This is a genomic window from Rhizobium sp. USDA 3886 (genome assembly GCF_056279785.1).
In genome coordinates this window covers 962,476-979,129 of record NZ_JBWCDC010000001.1, presented here as the reverse complement: position 1 = coordinate 979,129, position 16,654 = coordinate 962,476, and the positions used below count along the sequence as shown (strand labels likewise).

The window sequence follows — 16,654 nt, the reverse complement described above, 5'->3', positions numbered from 1 at the left end:
GAAATGAAGCGGTGCAGGGAACCTTTCGGCCCTCACTTCGTTGAAGCCGCATCCGCAAAAAGAGGAGCAGACAATGGCCGAACTCAAGACCGCCTCCGGACAAACGACGGGCGCACGCGTGAAGGCGGAAATCGCAGCAGACGATCTTTCCGCTCAGGTCGCTGCATTGCGTGATGATTTGGCACGGCTGTCCGAGAGCGTCGTCGCCTTGGGGCAGGGCGCAAAGACCGCCGTTGCCGACGAGGCTTCTGTCATGACCGAGCGCGTGCGCGAGAAAGTGCGTGAAGAGCCAATCTTCGCACTCGCCGTAACCGCCGGCATTGCCTACGTCTTCGGCCTGATGAGCCGCCGCTGAAACAGCGCGGCAATATGCAAACGTGCAACAAAAAAGCCGGGAGCTGTGGTCCCGGCTTTTGCGCGATTGAAATCAGCGTCGTACGAGGCGTCCGAGCGCAATAAGAATGCAGGCGCCAATGAAGCCGGTGATCAGGTATCCGAGCCAGCCTACGAGCGGCTGGATATTCAAAACGCCGAGAATGAAATTGGCAACGATCGCGCCGACGATGCCGAGAACGATGTTCATGAGCACGCCCATATTGCTGCGCATGAATTTTTCCGCGAACCAGCCAGCGATACCGCCGATGATGATGGCCGCAATCCAACCTACGCCTTCGCCTTCCATTGTGATCTCCCTCCTAGAGAAGCAATAAAATGAACGCAAAACTGCAGAAACGTTCCTTGCCGGGTCAGGGTAGCAATGTTACCGGCATATGAAGCACGTAAGCTAACCAACTGAAAAATCAGGCCGGAGCGCGCAAGCACTGCGACCCGGCTTCACGCTCAAACTCTTGTCTCACGCTTCTACTCAACCCCGTGAGTCGAAAAGATAAATCATTCGCCTTGCGGAGCAAGCCAAATATTAACAGGCAGTTAGGCGTGGAATTTCGATTGTAGGCAGCTTTCTTCCGCATGGACGGCCGAAAGGCGCCGCAGCGCTCGGGGATGTCCGCGTTGTCGCCGATCGATAAAAGTGTGTCCGCTCAGCGGAAGGTGAAGCTGCGCCAGTTCGACAGGCGGGCCTTGACGAGCACGATTTGCGCCTCTCGCACAAGAAAGAGGGCGGCGAAAATCGCTGCGATCGTAATGAAGTCCCAAAACATAGGCGCACTCCGTTGCGAGAAGAAAGAGCGGGTCGAAGCTTGCGCCCCCGCCGACGCTACGACCCGCTCCAAATCCGAGCGCCCGACAGGCGCTCAAGGACATACAACCCATATAGGGCGCCAATGAGTCCGGATATCGTAAGATATAGGGATGCGGGGATTATGATAACCACATGATTTTCGGGAAAATCATAAATTATGCAACAAAATCATATAGGACTGGGGAGCCGAGAACGGCGAAACGAAGAACTACGTCTACGCTATGGCCCTCCATGACCCTCCTAAATAGAGCTGCGAGCAAAATTGCTTAAACCGGTGGGAAGCCCCCAGTCCGCTTCTGGCGTTGCTCGCTGGAACGCGGACCTGCGTGGTTGCGCAACTAAGCAGTCACATTCTGTCCATGAACACCTTATTGGCAGGCGTTTTCGCCCGCCTTTGCGCCTTTGCTTCTGCGATCGCTCGCATGCCGAAGCGGCGGCAGCGATCGCTAAAATCTCGACGGTCACGCAAACTTGCTTGCCTTTGTACTTACTGAGCCGAAGCCACCAAAACACTGCTACATCGGCTGGTGGGCAGCACTTGTCCCCAAGGCGTGAACGAGCGCCTGGCGTCCGCTCCCGGCAAGCCAAGATCGGAAAGAGAGGATTTCTGGATTGATCTCCCGCATGGCGTTTAGATCGACACGTTCTGCCAGCGGGCCATCTTCCAAGCTCTTAGCCATGTGTGCGAGGTCCGCATTGGCTGCGAAAACGTCATCCGGAAGGCGTGCGTAAGTTATCGGGCGACCGGCTGTCAGCTTATCTCCGACGCTGGCACACCTCGATCGCGGACCTGGCCGCCGAAAGTGGCGTCGCTCATCTCGTTTATTCCTCGGGTCGGTGAAAGACACTCATGGTGTTTTCAGCGTGCTGCCGGCGAATCTGGCGGCAGAGGAAGAAGTACGCTACGGCAGCTGCCGCTATTGCGCTGAACCAGCTTATAATCCCGAGCCGGACGTGCAAACGCCGGCGAAGATCAACTTGAGCCAGGTCTTCGCCGGCCAGACCGTCGGAATCAAACAGGTCGAAGACCACATATGGTTCGCCAGCTTCATGCATTGTGATCTGGGATATATCGACCTGGAGCAGAGGACTTTGCAAACCATCGACAACCCGTTCGGCACGAGGTTGTCACCCATGTCTTAGGTACGATCTGTTACCGATGTCTCGGGTATGGACCATGTTCTGGATGGCGGAAGAGGTGGGATTCGAACCCACGGTACGGTTTCCCGCACGCCGGTTTTCAAGACCGGTTCCTTAAACCACTCGGACACTCTTCCTTGTGCGCCTTATGGCGCAAAGGGCATGGCCAATGCAAGGGTGGGGCGGAAAAATCTGCGGCCGGAAGACCGGCCGGTTAACGGTTGAGCGAAGCGCCGTTAGCGTTCTGTAAACCATAATCATTAAAATTGTTGCTATCGCCGCGAAATCATTTCGCAAATTCGCCATGACGGCCGCCGAGTTAAAGTCTCGTTAGGTGAGTGGGCGTAGGCAATATTGGCCCGTCATCGGGCAGTTGCTTAACCATACGATCTTGGGCGGCGTGGGACATATGAGACTGGAATACGGGGCGGCCTCTTTCGCAGTGGGTACGCGGTGGCTCGCGCTGGCGCTGATGTGCGCCACCGTCACGGCTTGCGGTACGGCTTCGCAGGCGCCGAAGAAGCGCGCTCACGGCAAGGAATATTTCTCCGAAAAGGAATATGGCGTCAAAGCAAGCCCGCGCGTTGCCAGCGGCGCCAACATACCGAAGGGCGGCGGGCGCTACATCGTCGGTAACCCTTACGAGGTCAAAGGCAAGTGGTATTATCCCAAGGAAGACTTCGCCTATAGCACGGTGGGCGTCGCATCGTGGTATGGCTCCGCATTTCACGGCCGGCTGACGGCAAACGGCGAGGTCTACGACCAGATGCACCTTTCCGCCGCGCATCCGACCTTCCCGCTGCCGAGCTATGCGCGTGTCACCAATCTCGAAAACGGCTCGTCGGTGGTCGTGCGCGTCAACGACCGCGGCCCCTATCACGAAGGCCGCATCATCGACCTTTCCAACAAGACGGCGAACATGCTCGACCTGCAGCACAGCGGCACCGGCAAGGTGCGCGTGCAATATGTCGGCAAGGCGCGCATGGATGGGCACGACATGCCTTACCTGATGGCATCCTACGTGCCGAAGGGAAGCCGGGTTCCGGCCGTCAATCCGGGAGGGCAGATCGCAACCGGCGTGATGGTCGCGTCGAACAGCAAGAAGATCACCGGCGATCAACTGCAGAGCCTTGGCACGTTGACCGTCGATCAGTCTAAGGTGCCGGTGCCTATGTCCGCGACGGCCTACGGCGGCTCGACGCCAAGCGCGCGCTACAATGCGGCACCCGTGCCCATACCATCTCCGACCTTCGGCAATTCAGGACGGGCGTTCGAGCAGATGGTCGTGCTGCCGCAGATTGGACCCATTCCCTATGAGCGCCCTTACGGCTACGGGCAGGGCGGTTCGCTTGCCATGGGCTACCAGGGCGAGGACGAGAAGACGGTGACCGTCGAGCTCGCCTTCGACGCCGTCATGGTCCGCAATGACGGTCTGACGCAGGATTCGATCCTCGCCTCTTTCAAGCGCCAGCAGGCAAAACAGATCGCACCCTGATTGGAAGCGATTGCGCGCGCCGCGCGCTGCCTCTAACGTCCAGAGTCGAACCTTCGATCTCATGGAGCCTCGATGTTGAAGCGTCTGCTTCGTCTGTGTGCGTGCCTTCTGCCCTTCGCTTCGCCATCCAACGCTGCCGAAACCGCGCCCGCCGGCTTTGTGACCAAGGCCGCACAGGCCTATATGATCGAGGCATCGACCGGAACGGTGCTGCTTGCGAAGAATGAGGAGCAGAGCTTCTCACCTGCCTCGCTGGCAAAGCTGATGACGATGGATCTGGTCTTCGGTTCACTGAAGAAGGGCGAGATCACGCTCGATACCGAATATCCGGTTTCCGAATATGCCTGGCGCACGGGAGGCGCACCATCGCGGACGGCAACGATGTTCGCAGCGCTGAAATCCCATATTCGCGTCGAGGACTTGATCAAGGGCGTTGCCGTCCAGGGCGCGAACGACGGGTGCATCATCCTTGCGGAGGGGATGAGCGGCACCGAGGGCAATTTCGCTGCCGCAATGACGCGACGGGCGCAGACGCTCGACATGCAGAAATCGATCTTTACTAACTCCACCGGCCTGCCAGACGGCAAAAGCAAGGTGTCCGCGCGTGACCTGGTAACGCTCGCGGTCGATCTGCAGCAATCCTACCCCGAATATTATCATTATTTCGCGCAGCCAGATTTCGAGTGGAACAAGATTTTCCAGCGCAACCGCAATCCCTTGCTCGGCTTAGGGCTTGGCGCCGACGGGCTGGCAACCGGCTTTGCCGAGGGCGAGGGATATTCGATCGTCGCCTCGGCGGAGCGCGACGGAAAGCGGCTCTTCCTGGCGCTCGGTGGCATTGCTTCCGACAAGGAACGGACCGAGGAGGCAAAGCGCATCTTGGAATGGGGGCAGACGGCTTTCGAGGATCGTCAGTTGTTCGCGGACAAGGAAATCGTCGGCGCGGCCAGCGTCTATGGCGGCCAGACCGGAAAAGTGGACCTCGTCGCGAAGGGGCCCGTCAGTGTCTACATTCCGGTAAGCAATCCTGACAGGCTCTCAGCGAGGATCGTCTATCGCTGGCCGCTGACGGCGCCCGTTGCTGCCGATGCCGAAGCGGGCACGCTGGTCATCTCGGCGGGCGGCCGCATATTGCGCGAAGTGCCGCTTTATACCGCACAAGGCGTCGAGCAGGGTTCGCTGACGAGCCGGGCGGTCGATGCGCTTCTGGAGCTCGGCGAATCGCTGCTCTTCTCATGGCTCTGGGACACGGCCGAACCCACCTGATCGCCATATTCATTGCCTAAATTGCCGGGGAAGGAACGGAAGGTGTCCAGCCTGACGGTTTCGCTTGAGCTTGTCTTCGGATAGATAGGAAGAAAGCCCAGTGGCGCGGGCGCTGAAGAATGCGGGAATGTGTCATTGTCATCCGGTACGGGATTGTTCGTTACGTTTGAAGGCGGGGAAGGGGCTGGGAAGTCCACGCAGATCCGCCGGCTGGCGGAAGCGCTGAGGGCGCGCGGCCACGAGGTTCTGCTGACGCGGGAACCCGGCGGCTCGCCCGGTGCCGAAGCCGTGCGCCATGTGTTGCTGTCCGGCGCCGCGGAAGCCTTCGGCACGCGCATGGAAGCCATTCTCTTTGCCGCGGCCCGCAACGATCACGTCGAGGCGGTGATTCACCCAGCGCTTCTTCAGGGCAAGATCGTGCTGTGCGACCGCTTCATGGATTCCTCGCGCGTCTATCAGGGCGTGACGGGCAATCTCGAGGCGGATTTCATCGAGACGCTGCAGCGGATTGCCGTCAACGGCGTCGTGCCGGATTGCACGCTGATCCTCGACATTCCAGCAAGGCTTGGTCTGGAGCGAGTAAAGAAGCGCAGTGCGGCAACGGCCAGCGGACCGGACCGCTTCGAAAAGGACGAACTCGAAACCCACGAAAAACGCCGCGAAGCCTATCTCGACATAGCCGCGCGCGAACCGGAACGGTGCCACGTCGTCAACGCGACGCAGGATGAAGAGGCGATTGCCGCGGAAATTCTCGCGATCGTCAACCAGCTTCTTGCACCCGTTGCCGCCGCGAAGATGCCGGAGGCCGCGCATGAGTGACGAGCGACCGGGACTTCTGGACGGCGCCATCTGGCCGGCCGAAAACACGAAACTCTTCGGGCATGACGGCGCACAAACCTTTCTTTCGCAATCCTACCGCTCCGGCAAAGGCCATCACGCGGTCCTGATCGAGGGGCCGGAGGGGATCGGAAAGGCAACGCTGGCTTTTCGCTTTGCGAACCACGTTCTGTCGAATCCCGATCCGGCAATGGCGCCTACAGCGATCGGCGATCCCGACCCAGCCTCTTCCGTCAGCCGCCAGATCGCATCAGGGGCGTCGCATAACCTGCTCTATCTTTCCCGTCCCGTCGACGAGAAGACAGGCAAGGTGAAGTCGGCGATCACGGTGGACGAGGTGCGGCGCGCTGGACGCTTCTTCTCGCAGACTTCCGGAACAGGCAACTGGCGCATCGTCATCATCGATCCGGCAGACGACATGAACCGCAACGCGGCGAACGCCATCCTGAAAATTCTCGAGGAGCCGCCGAAACGGGCGCTTTTCCTCGTGCTGTCGCATGCACCGGGCAAACTTCTGCCGACGATCCGTTCCCGCTGTCTCCCGCTCAGGCTTTCGCCGCTGGATAATAGCGCTTTGGGCGCGGCGCTCGCCACTCTCGGCGTAACCGGCAGCGATACCTCGATGCTATCGGCGGCGAAGGGAAGCGTCGGGGAGGCATTGAAGCTTCTGAATTACGGCGGCGGCGAGATCATCGCGGCTTACAACGAGGTCCTGTCGGCTCAAGGTCCGACGGCTCGAAAGGCGATGCATCGCCTGGCCGATGCCTTGTCCGGCAAGGATAGCGACACGATCTTCGAGTTCTTCACGAGCCATGTCGGCGACGATCTGATGAGCCGGGCGCGCCAAGCGGCGCGCGTAGGGCAGCTTTCCGCCGCCGAACGGCTGGCACGGCTGCAATCCGATATCAACGAGCGGCTTGCCGTTTCCGACGCTTACAATCTCGACCGCAAGCAGACGATCCTCAGTATTCTCAGCGATATCAAGCAGCCGGGGCCCTGATCAGCCTGTGAGCAGCTTCCACGCGACGATTACAAGCGTGAGCGCAAGAACGATGCGGATCGTGCGTTCATGCAGCTTCGGCGCCAGGAGACTGCCGGCGATGATGCCCGGAATCGAACCGATCAGCAGCGCAATCAGCAGTGGCCAGTCGATCTCTCCGATGATCCAGTAGCCCATGCCGCCGATCAGCGTCAGCGGCACCGCATGGACGATATCGGAGCCGACGATTTCGCGGACATCGAGCCGCGGATAAAGGACAAGTAGGATCGTCACGCCCAGTGCACCGGCGCCGACCGATGTCAGCGTGACGAGGATGCCGAGCGCCAGTCCGAGGACGGCGGTGAGAATGACAATCGTCGCCGGGCGGGGCGGGGCGCGCTCGCCGGTGACCCGGCGGGCGAATGCGAGGATCTGCGCCCGGAAGACAAGCATCACCGCTGTCATGACGAGCAGCCAGCCAAGTGCAACGGTAATCGTATGGGCAACCTCGACGCTCTTGCGGTCGACGCCTGCCATCAGCCAGAGCATCAGAAGCGCTGCCGGAACGCTGCCCGCGCCCAGCGCACCGACAACACGCCAGTTGATGCGGCCATGCATGCCATGAACCGCCGTGCCCGCCGTCTTGGTGACGGCGGCATAAAGCAGATCGGTGCCGACCGCGGTTGCCGGATGGACGCCGAAAATCAGGACGAGCAGCGGCGTCATCAGTGAGCCGCCGCCGACGCCGGTGATGCCGACAAGCGCGCCGACGAAAAAGCCGGAAAGCGAATAGAGCGGCTGAAAATTTTCGAGAAACGTCAAGCGACGGGCCTCTGACGGACAGAGAGACGGCTTTTGTCCGCTGCTGGAAATCTCACGTCGATTGCGCCCCGTTCTTTAGTTTCGCAAGGCCTAGAATGTGGCAGAAAGCGAGTCAAGTTCAGCACTCCGGCAAACGGCTAAATCACCGTCGCTTTCGAAACTTAGTGTTTCTCTTCTCCATGACATGCGCTAAGAGCGGCTGATATTTCGAGAGAGCAAGCCGGACACGATGGCCGCCATGACAGACAAGACGCCTTTCTACATCACCACCGCGATTTCCTATCCGAACGGCAAGCCGCATATCGGCCATGCCTACGAGCTGATCGCGACGGACGCCATGGCACGCTTTCAGCGCCTTAATGGCCGCGATGTCTTCTTTCTGACGGGCACCGACGAGCACGGCCAGAAGATGCAGCAGACGGCACGCGCGGAGGGCATCACCGCCCAGGAGCTTGCCGACCGCAACTCCGGTGAGTTCCAGGCGATGGCCAAGCTGCTGAACGCCTCGAACGACGATTTCATCCGCACCACGGAAGCTCGCCACCACGAGGCCTCCAAGGACATTTGGAACCTGATGGCGGAAAACGGCGATGTCTACAAGGATTCCTACGCCGGCTGGTACTCGGTGCGCGACGAGGCCTATTACCAGGAAAACGAAACGGAGCTTCGCGCCGACGGCGTGCGCTACGGGCCGCAGGGCACGCCAGTCGAATGGGTGCAGGAGGAAAGCTACTTCTTCAAGCTTTCTGAATACCAGGACAAGCTCCTCAAGCACTATGAGGATAATCCCGATTTTATCGGCCCGGCCGAGCGGCGCAACGAAGTGATTTCCTTCGTCAAGTCCGGCTTGAAAGACCTTTCGATTTCGCGCACGACCTTCGATTGGGGCATCAGGGTGCCCAACGATCCGGCGCACGTCATGTATGTCTGGGTCGATGCGCTGACCAATTACATCACAGCGACCGGCTATCTCCAGGATCCGAACGGCCCGAGGGCGAAATACTGGCCGGCCAGCGTTCACGTCATCGGCAAGGACATCATCCGCTTCCACGCGGTCTATTGGCCAGCCTTCCTGATGTCCGCAAAGCTGCCACTGCCGAAGCGGGTCTTTGCGCATGGCTTCCTGCTCAACAAGGGCGAGAAGATGTCGAAGTCGGTCGGCAATGTCGTCGATCCCGTCAATCTGGTGAACCATTTCGGTCTCGATCAGGTGCGCTATTTCTTCCTGCGCGAGGTTTCCTTCGGTCAGGACGGCAGCTATAGCGAAGAGGCGATCGGCACGCGGATCAACTCCGATCTTGCGAACGGCATCGGCAATCTCGCGAGCCGCTCGCTGTCGATGATCGTCAAGAACTGCGACGGCCAGATTCCGGAATGCGGGCAGCTGATGGACGAGGACAAGGCGATGCTGGCTCAGGCCGACGCGCTGCTTGCCTCCACGCGCAACGATATGGACAAGCAGATGATCCACAGGGCGCTCGCTTCCATCATCGCTGTTGTTTCGGAAACCGACCGCTATTTTGCAGGCCAGGAACCGTGGGCGCTGAAGAAAACCGATCCGACGCGGATGGGCACCGTGCTTTATGTGGCGGCTGAGGTCGTCCGCCAGATTGCGATCCTGCTGCAGCCGTTCATGCCGGAATCGGCGGGCAAGCTGCTCGACCTCGTCGCCGCACCTGCGGATAGGCGCGATTTCGCGGCACTGGGCGAAGCCGGACGCCTTGTTCCCGGAACGCCGCTGGAGGCTCCGAAGCCTGTCTTCCCGCGTTATGTGGCGCCGGAAGCCTGAGGGTCTGCCATGCTGATCGATACGCATTGCCATCTGGATTTCGCCGATTTCGAGGAGGAGCGCGATGACATCGTGTCGCGCGCGCATCAGGCCGGCGTGAAGCAGATGGTGACGATCTCGACGCGGGTGCGGAAGCTCGAAAAGCTGCTCGCGATCACCGAGAAATATCCCTCGGTCTTCTGCTCCGTCGGCACGCATCCGAACAATGCGGATGAGGAGCTCGAGATTCAGACCGAAGATCTCGTGCGCCTCGCCAATGCCCATGAGAAGATCGTCGCGATCGGCGAGGCTGGGCTCGATTACTTCTACGACACCCAGAAGCCGGAGGACCAAAAGACCGGCTTTTTGCGCCACATCGCTGCCGCCCGCGAAACGCAGTTGCCGCTGGTGATCCATAGCCGTAGCGCCGACGAGGACATGGCGGCGATCCTGACAGAGGAGACCGGGAAGGGGGCGTTCCCCTTCATTCTCCATTGCTTCTCGGCCGGCCCCGGGCTTGCCCGAACCGGCGTCGAACTCGGCGGCTACATTTCCTTCTCGGGCATCCTCACCTTTCCGAAATCCGAGGAGTTGCGCGCGATCGCCAAAACGGTTCCGCACGACCGGCTGCTGGTCGAAACCGACGCGCCTTACCTTGCGCCTAAGCGCTGGCGCGGCAAGCGCAACGAGCCGTCGTATGTGGTGAATACCGCCGAGATTCTGGCTGAAACGCTCGGCGTCAGCGACGCCGAGATGGCGCGGATCACCACCGAGAACGCTCTGCGGCTCTTCTCGAAGATGCCGAAGGTCTAGCCGCGTGCGTTACCGGCGGCGCTTCACCATTCTCGGCTGCGCGTCGTCGCCCGGCGTGCCGCGCATCACGGGCGATTGGGGCGCCTGCGATCCGGCCAACCCGAAGAACCGCCGCACGCGCGCAGCCTTCATGGTACAGCAATACGACGACAACGGCGGGGTCACGACCGTCGTCATCGATACCGGATCGGACTTTCGCGAACAGATGATCGCCGCCAAGGTGGAGCACATCGACGCCGTGCTCTATACGCATCCGCATGCCGACCATATTCACGGCATCGACGATCTGCGCGGCTATTTTCACAACGCCCAGCAGCGCGTGCCAATCTATGCCAATCCATTCACGATGGACCGCATTCGCCAGGGCTTCAGCTACTGCATCGAAACGCCGCCCGGCAGCAACTATCCGCCAATCGTCGAACCGATCCTGATCGAGGATATCGAGACACCGATCGCCATCAGCGGCGCCGGCGGCACGATTCCGTTCAGGCCGCATCTGCAGCAGCACGGCGATATCCACTCGCTCGGCTTCAGAATAGGCGATGTCGCTTATTGCAGCGATATCAGTGACTTTCCGCCGGAGACTATAGAAAAACTTCAAGGTCTCGACACCCTCATCATCGACGCCCTGCAGTATCGCTACCATCCGAGCCATCTGTCGCTTGAGCAATCGCTAGACTGGATCGGGCGGCTGAGGCCGAAGCGGGCAATCCTGACACATATGCATACGCCACTCGACTACGACACCTTGATGGCCGAGACGCCGGATCATGTTGTGCCTGCCTATGATCAGATGCAGTTCGAGATCGAACTGGACGAGTTTCGCGCGATTTAGAGGAGGGGCTTCCAGGCCTTCCGGAACGTCGATCGAGGCCTTCAAGCACTTGGAATAGCGACGATTTCCTTTATAACGGATTGGGTTTGAAAAAAGGCTCTTCCATGACGAAGATTTTCAATCCGCCGTCGGTTCGCCGACCCTTCGGAAACTATAATCACGGCCTGATGATGCCGCCTGGTGCTTCGCTGCTGGTGACATCCGGCCAACTCGGGATCGGTCTCGACGACAATGTGCCCAAGGGTGTGACGGCGCAGGCGGAACTGTGCTTCGAGGCGATCAAGGCCATCCTTGAAGACGCGGATATGAGCTTTGCTGATGTCATCCGCATTTCTGGCTTCCTGACGCGGCGCGAGGACTTTCCGGCCTATATGGCCGTGCGGGACCGCTATACAGCCGACCCAAAGCCGACGTCGACGCTCATCATCGTCGGCGGGTTCACCCGGCCGGAATTCTTGGTGGAAGTGGAGGTAACGGCCGCCAAGGTCTTTTAGAACCCCTCCATGGCGGTCTTCACCCTTTCGAGGAAATTTGCGCGGGTCTCCGCCGTGCAGTTGTTCATGTCATAGTGGGCAAGGAAGGTGACTGGCTTCAGCGGGTTTATCTGGGCGCGCAGCACGCGCTTGACGATCTTCTTTGGCGGGTTGCCTGCCACAAAGGCACGGAAGGGCGTGGCGCCGTAAGTCAGGACGGCTCCAAGTTTGCCGATATGGCGGAGCCGGGATTCGACCTTGCCATCAACCAGTTCGAAAGATACGCCCGGCAGCCACACGCGATCGAAATATCCTTTCAGGATTGCCGGAAATCCGAAATTCCAAACCGGTGTGACGATGACAAGTCCTTCCGCCTGCTTGAGCCGATCGACATAGGGTTTCACCAAAGCAATATTGTCCGGATAGTCGTGATAGGCGAGGCGATCATGGCGTGAGAGCACCGGATCAAAACTCTCCGCATAGAGATCGCAGCCGTCAACTTCGTGTCCGGCCTTCGTGAGGCTTTCGACTGCCTGCCGGTAAAGGGCGGCGCCGTAGCTTTCCTCAACCGGATGCGAATGAAGGACAAGAACCCTCACGAGGGCTCCATGACGCTGGAAAGACCCGGGAACAAATAATTCTTGCCTGCCGAGAAGTCGAAATCGGGATTCTCCCAGGCGATCATCTTGCCTGGATTGAGCAGTCCCTTCGGGTCGGTCTCATGCTTGAAGGCAAGCTGAATCTTGTCGGTGCGCTTCATGCCGCCTTCCTCCAGCGTATAGCGGTGCGGGTTGAAGATCGGGCAGCCGTGATCCTGATGTATGTGGATGATTTCTTCGAGGCGCTCTTCCGTCGTGTAACGCACCAGCGGCAAGCCCGAGCACTGAATCTGGCCATCGAACCTGATGAATTCGAGATGCCCAGGCACTTCGTCGCCAAAGATTTCGACCATCTTCTGAACCTTCTCGACATGATCCGGTCCCGGATACTGCACCTGCAGATAGGTGAAAGTCGGATCGATCTTCAGCGCGCGCAGCGTCGTATGGTTCCAGGCAAGCTCGTAGGCGTGCGGAATGCCCCGCATGCTCTCTACCTTGTCGGAGCGAAAGATGATCTCACCCTTCTGTGATGCAGCAAAGGCGAGGAATGCATCCATGGAATGCGGCGCGATCATCAGGACGACGACCGACTGGTCCTGGCGAATGTAGGGTCTGTGGCGGGTGAAATAGTCTTGCGGGATCGGAGCGGCAATCGGCGCGATCTCCTTGACGAGGATGCCGTTGCACCGTGCGAGCGCATCGGAGAAGCGGACGGCCGCCATGAAGTCGTCATAGCCGACCAGCACATCCGCCCAGTCGTAGGCCGGCGCGAGCGGCATTTCGATCTCGGTGATGATACCGTTGGTGCCGTAGGCATGGCTCACTTTCTGCAAGTCCCACCCCGTCAGGTCGAGCACCCGTGGCTCGGCTTCCATGGTGACGACGCGCAGCCGCAGGATATTGCCGAGGTCGCGCAGTCCGCCCCAGGTGATCGAGCCAACGCCACCGGAGCCGCCGGCAATGAAGCCGCCGATCGTCGCCGTCTGCGCCGTCGACGGATGGAAGCGCAGTTCCTGACCGGAATGGGCCTTCGTCTGCTTGTCCAACTGGGCGATGACGATGCCGGGCTCGCAGATGACGCGTCCCGGATGGATTTCCTTGATCTTGTCCATGGCCGCAAGGTTGAGCACGATGCCTCCGGAAAGCGGCATGGCCTGGCCGTAATTGCCTGTGCCGGCGCCGCGCGGCGTCACCGGGACGCCATGCGCGAAGGCGACCTTCAGCGTCTGGATGACCTCCTCCTCGCTCTTCGGGGTGACGACGAGATCGGCGGTCACACTGTCGAGCTGCGCCTTCAGGATAGGCGAGTACCAATAGAAATCGCGGCTCTTCTGGCGCACGAGCGCCGGATTGTCCTCAACGGCGATGCCTGCAAGTTCCTTTTTGATCTTCTCGTAGTCCGGCATGTCAGGCTCCAACGATGCTATCGAGTTCACGGTAATCCGGCAGGCTGCGGTCGATCACCTTGCCGCGTCGAAGCACGACGCGGTCAGACTGCGGACGGGAAAGGAATTCGCTCCAGCGCCGGGCGCTGAAGAGGACGAGATCGGCGGGGCTTCCCGCAGCGATGCGGCCGGTATCCGGGCGGCCGACGATCGACGCCGGCGAGGTGGTGATGACGCGGGCGGCGGTATCCAGCGGATGATCGAGATGCAGGATGCGCACCGCCTCGCGGAACACTTCGACCGGATCAAGGTCGCCGTAGGCATAGAAGGGATCGCGGGTATTGTCGGAGGCGACGGCGGTCTTGACGCCGGCTGCGGCAAGCTCCTTGAAGAGCGTCACTCCGCGCCAGCGCGGTGTCCTCCCAGGATAGCGGTCCTGCAGATACAGGTTGCACATCGGAAGCGAGATGATCGAGAGGCCAGCTTTGGCGACCAAGTCAACAGTCCTCCGGGCGAGACCGTCATCCTGCCGGGCGAGCGAGCAGCAGTGGCCGGCTGTGACATTGCCTTGAAAGCCGTTGCGGATCACCGCCTCGGCGATTGCCTTCAGCGTTTCCGCGCCCGGATCGTCGGTCTCGTCGACATGGAGGTCGACATCGAGTCCATTGTCCGCCGCGGTTCGAAACAGCGTATCGAGTTGCCAGACGAGGTCAGGCCCAGTCCTCGTGACCCCGCCAAGCAGCCCGCCTTTTTCGCGAACCACCGTCACGAGATCGGCAAAGTAGGCGGCATCCACCATGAATTCCATCGGGAAGAGTGCGACGGCCTGCAACGTAATCCTGTCCCTCCAGGCCTCCCGTAGCTCATCGAAGACATCGAACGAAATTCGGTGTTGCGGCGCGATGGAATCGAGATGGGTACGGATGAGGCTAGTGCCGTGGGCATAGGCGGACCGCAGCGAGAATTCCATGCGCTTCCTGACGTCGGCGGCGGACCAGTATGCCTCGCGGTCGGAGCGCACGGCTTCCAACGCCCCCATGAAGGTGCCGTCGGGATTGGCATTGCGCGACCAGATATGTCCTTTGTCGAGATGCGTATGAATGTCTGCGAAGCACGGCCAAACCATGCCGCCCTTGAGGTCAGACTTTGCATAGTCTGCCGGTGCTTCGCCTGGCGGCAGAACGGCGGAAACCAGACCGTCGGCGACGACGATATCGGCTCTGACCAGTCCCTCTTCGGCCGGCGCGTCATAACCGCCAACAGCGGCTGCCGGAAGCGTCGCATTGCTCAGCACGAAGCGGCCGGCATTGGGAGGCGAGATGAAGGAATAGGTCATCAGTTTTCGCGCCTCAGGCTGCTTTCATGCCAGCGATGCAGGCTAAGCCACGAGATGAAGGACGTGACGGCGAAGATTGCGACGCCGAGCATCGACAGCATCAGCAGCGCCGCAAAGAGCCGGGGTATGTTCAAGCGGTACTGGGCCTCGAGCAGGCGGAAGGCAAGGCCGGAACCGGCACCTGCCGAGCCTGCTGCAAATTCCGCCACCACGGCGGCAATCAGCGCAAGTCCGCCGCCGATCCTGAGGCCGGTCATGAAATAAGGCTGAGCTGCGGGCAGTTTCAGATAAAGCAGCGTCTGCCAACGCGAGGCGCCATAGAGTTCGAAGAGGTTGATCAGATTGTGATCGACGCTCTTCAGGCCCTGAACCATGTTGGAGAGGATCGGGAAGAAGGCGACGAGGAAGGCACAGATCAACAGTGCAACTTGCGTCGATGGTGCGTAGATCAGGATGAGCGGCGAGATCGCCACGATCGGCGTCACCTGCAGGATCACCGCGAGCGGATAGAAGGCGATCTCGATCCAGCGGGATTGCACAAGGAAGATCGCAAAGCCGACGCCGCCGACCAGCGCCAGCATCAGCGACATGAAGGTAACCTTGGTCGTGACCCAAAGGGCAGGGGCCAATGTTCCCCAATCCGCGACAAAGGCGTTGGCAACGGCGAGCGGCCCGGGCAGAATATAGGGCGGAACACCAGAGAGTGTGACGTAAAGCCCCCAAATGACGACCAGAACGACGATGGCGATGAAGGGAACCGCGATCCTGAGAACCAGATCACGCCGCTTGGCATTGACTGTATTGGAGATCGACGGCGCGAGGGCCTCGGCTGTGTCCGTGCTCATCAATCTTCCTTTGCCGCGTTGATTGCTCCGATCAGCGAGTAAGAGACTGTTTCGCAGGCCCGCCGGTATTCCTCCGAGGTGCGATAATGGGCGTCGCGTTCCCGGTTTGTCACAAGCGGGAGGTCCGCATGGACCCGGCCAGGGCGCGCTTTCATGACGACGATGCGGCTGGAAAGATAGGCGGACTCGAACACCGAATGCGTGACGAAGATCACAGTGATGCCGGTCATCTTCCAGAGCTGCAGCACGTCGTCGTTTAGCTTCTGGCGGCTGATCTCGTCGAGCGCCGCGAAAGGCTCGTCCATCAGGAGCAGCTTCGGCTTGGTTACCAGAGCACGGGCGATCGAGACGCGCATCTTCATGCCGCCGGAGAGCTCACGTGGGTAGGCTTCGGCGAAGTCCCGCAGGCCAACGGTCGCGAGCGCGCTCATGATCTGATCGCGGGCCGCCGTCTTCGAGACGCCGCGCAGCTTCAGCGGCAGATAGACATTGCCGAAGACGCTTTTCCACGGCATCAGCGTCGGTTCCTGGAAAACGAAGCCGATATCGCCCTCCGGCAATCCTTTAGCGTTGATGCGCGAACTCGGCCAGTCGATCGTTCCGGACGTGATGTCGCCAAGGCCAGCGATGATGCGAAGCGCCGTCGACTTGCCGCAACCCGAAGGGCCGAGCAGGCTGATGAACTCGCCGTTCTCGACGGTGAGCGACATGCCGGAAAGCGCGACCGTTCCGCTGGAGAAGACCTTCGAAACGGATTGCATGGCAACCAGCGGCCGTTTGCGTTTTTCCTTGAGCGGCGCCGTCTGGATTTCGGCTAGGGGCATTGCGGGTTCTCTTCGTTCGAAGACGGTGCAGCCTGA

General features: G+C 60.2%; 17 protein-coding genes, 1 tRNA gene and 1 pseudogene. 10 read left to right on the top strand and 9 right to left on the bottom strand.

The annotated features are described in order from the left end of the window. Nucleotides 1-73: 73 nt before the first annotated feature. The gene (locus tag ACZ9BX_RS05070) at nucleotides 74-355 is read left to right on the top strand and encodes a hypothetical protein (protein ID WP_476216142.1); all 282 of its coding nucleotides are present in this window, start codon (nucleotides 74-76) and stop codon (nucleotides 353-355) included. A gap of 72 nt (nucleotides 356-427) precedes the next feature. Here the strand turns inward: ACZ9BX_RS05070 and ACZ9BX_RS05065 are convergent, their stop codons facing one another. Both ACZ9BX_RS05065 and ACZ9BX_RS05060 read right to left on the bottom strand, forming a co-directional pair. Continuing rightward, nucleotides 428-682, bottom strand: coding sequence for a GlsB/YeaQ/YmgE family stress response membrane protein (locus ACZ9BX_RS05065; protein WP_476216140.1), 255 nt, complete (start codon nucleotides 680-682; stop codon nucleotides 428-430). Between the two features lie 1,034 nt (nucleotides 683-1,716). Beyond that, the gene (locus tag ACZ9BX_RS05060) at nucleotides 1,717-1,881 is read right to left on the bottom strand and encodes a hypothetical protein (protein WP_476216138.1); all 165 of its coding nucleotides are present in this window, start codon (nucleotides 1,879-1,881) and stop codon (nucleotides 1,717-1,719) included. 289 nt (nucleotides 1,882-2,170) lie between these two features. Between ACZ9BX_RS05060 and ACZ9BX_RS05055 the strand changes: the two are divergent. Continuing rightward, a pseudogene (locus tag ACZ9BX_RS05055) lies at nucleotides 2,171-2,344 on the top strand (transposase); the annotation flags it as partial. Nucleotides 2,345-2,388: 44 nt separating this feature from the next. Here the strand turns inward: ACZ9BX_RS05055 and ACZ9BX_RS05050 are convergent. After that, nucleotides 2,389-2,478 (bottom strand) — tRNA-Ser (locus tag ACZ9BX_RS05050). A gap of 272 nt (nucleotides 2,479-2,750) precedes the next feature. Between ACZ9BX_RS05050 and ACZ9BX_RS05045 the strand changes: the two genes are divergently transcribed. From ACZ9BX_RS05045 to ACZ9BX_RS05030, 4 genes are all read left to right on the top strand, one after another. Continuing rightward, nucleotides 2,751-3,836 (top strand): septal ring lytic transglycosylase RlpA family protein, encoded by a 1,086-nt coding sequence (locus tag ACZ9BX_RS05045; protein WP_476216136.1) that lies wholly within the window; start codon nucleotides 2,751-2,753, stop codon nucleotides 3,834-3,836. 72 nt (nucleotides 3,837-3,908) lie between these two features. Beyond that, nucleotides 3,909-5,102: a D-alanyl-D-alanine carboxypeptidase family protein gene (locus ACZ9BX_RS05040; protein ID WP_476216134.1), complete on the top strand. Its 1,194-nt coding sequence runs from the start codon at nucleotides 3,909-3,911 to the stop codon at nucleotides 5,100-5,102. A gap of 135 nt (nucleotides 5,103-5,237) precedes the next feature. Next, a complete protein-coding gene (tmk, locus tag ACZ9BX_RS05035; protein WP_476216132.1) occupies nucleotides 5,238-5,921 on the top strand; it encodes a dTMP kinase in 684 nt (227 codons plus the stop codon). Then, the gene (locus tag ACZ9BX_RS05030) at nucleotides 5,914-6,939 is read left to right on the top strand and encodes a DNA polymerase III subunit delta' (RefSeq protein ID WP_476216130.1); all 1,026 of its coding nucleotides are present in this window, start codon (nucleotides 5,914-5,916) and stop codon (nucleotides 6,937-6,939) included. The genes tmk and ACZ9BX_RS05030 overlap by 8 nt, the downstream gene beginning before the upstream one ends. Here ACZ9BX_RS05030 and ACZ9BX_RS05025 read toward each other — a convergent pair whose 3' ends face one another. Beyond that, nucleotides 6,940-7,740, bottom strand: coding sequence for a sulfite exporter TauE/SafE family protein (locus ACZ9BX_RS05025; RefSeq protein ID WP_132568252.1), 801 nt, complete (start codon nucleotides 7,738-7,740; stop codon nucleotides 6,940-6,942). Between the two features lie 238 nt (nucleotides 7,741-7,978). Here ACZ9BX_RS05025 and metG point away from each other — a divergent pair, with 238 nt between their 5' ends. The 4 genes from metG to ACZ9BX_RS05005 all read left to right on the top strand — a co-directional run bounded on the left by metG (nucleotide 7,979) and on the right by ACZ9BX_RS05005 (nucleotide 11,650). Continuing rightward, complete coding sequence (metG, locus tag ACZ9BX_RS05020) at nucleotides 7,979-9,529, top strand: methionine--tRNA ligase (RefSeq protein ID WP_476216127.1); 1,551 nt, start codon at nucleotides 7,979-7,981, stop codon at nucleotides 9,527-9,529. 9 nt (nucleotides 9,530-9,538) lie between these two features. Continuing rightward, nucleotides 9,539-10,321 (top strand): TatD family hydrolase, encoded by a 783-nt coding sequence (locus tag ACZ9BX_RS05015; RefSeq protein ID WP_476216125.1) that lies wholly within the window; start codon nucleotides 9,539-9,541, stop codon nucleotides 10,319-10,321. 4 nt (nucleotides 10,322-10,325) lie between these two features. Then, nucleotides 10,326-11,156 carry an MBL fold metallo-hydrolase gene (locus ACZ9BX_RS05010; RefSeq protein WP_476216123.1) on the top strand — a complete coding sequence of 277 codons (831 nt, stop codon included), beginning with the start codon at nucleotides 10,326-10,328 and terminating at the stop codon, nucleotides 11,154-11,156. A 104-nt stretch (nucleotides 11,157-11,260) separates the two neighbouring features. After that, the gene (locus ACZ9BX_RS05005) at nucleotides 11,261-11,650 is read left to right on the top strand and encodes a RidA family protein (RefSeq protein ID WP_132568245.1); all 390 of its coding nucleotides are present in this window, start codon (nucleotides 11,261-11,263) and stop codon (nucleotides 11,648-11,650) included. On the opposite strand, the gene ACZ9BX_RS05000 is transcribed toward ACZ9BX_RS05005, so the two are convergent. The 5 genes from ACZ9BX_RS05000 to ACZ9BX_RS04980 are packed head-to-tail and all read right to left on the bottom strand — an operon-like array spanning nucleotide 11,647 to nucleotide 16,618. Continuing rightward, on the bottom strand, nucleotides 11,647-12,228 hold the full coding sequence (locus tag ACZ9BX_RS05000; RefSeq protein WP_476216121.1) for an NAD(P)H-dependent oxidoreductase: 582 nt from the start codon (nucleotides 12,226-12,228) through the stop codon (nucleotides 11,647-11,649). The two genes, ACZ9BX_RS05005 and ACZ9BX_RS05000, sit on opposite strands and share 4 nt — an antisense overlap. Further along, nucleotides 12,225-13,634 carry an FAD-binding oxidoreductase gene (locus ACZ9BX_RS04995; protein WP_476216119.1) on the bottom strand — a complete coding sequence of 470 codons (1,410 nt, stop codon included), beginning with the start codon at nucleotides 13,632-13,634 and terminating at the stop codon, nucleotides 12,225-12,227. Before ACZ9BX_RS04995 ends, ACZ9BX_RS05000 begins: the two co-directional genes overlap by 4 nt. A 1-nt stretch (nucleotide 13,635) precedes the next feature. Then, a complete protein-coding gene (locus ACZ9BX_RS04990; RefSeq protein WP_476216117.1) occupies nucleotides 13,636-14,949 on the bottom strand; it encodes a cytosine deaminase in 1,314 nt (437 codons plus the stop codon). Beyond that, nucleotides 14,949-15,794 (bottom strand): ABC transporter permease, encoded by an 846-nt coding sequence (locus ACZ9BX_RS04985; RefSeq protein WP_476216115.1) that lies wholly within the window; start codon nucleotides 15,792-15,794, stop codon nucleotides 14,949-14,951. Before ACZ9BX_RS04985 ends, ACZ9BX_RS04990 begins: the two co-directional genes overlap by 1 nt. Beyond that, nucleotides 15,794-16,618, bottom strand: coding sequence for an ABC transporter ATP-binding protein (locus ACZ9BX_RS04980; protein WP_476216113.1), 825 nt, complete (start codon nucleotides 16,616-16,618; stop codon nucleotides 15,794-15,796). Before ACZ9BX_RS04980 ends, ACZ9BX_RS04985 begins: the two co-directional genes overlap by 1 nt. Nucleotides 16,619-16,654: the final 36 nt, after the last annotated feature.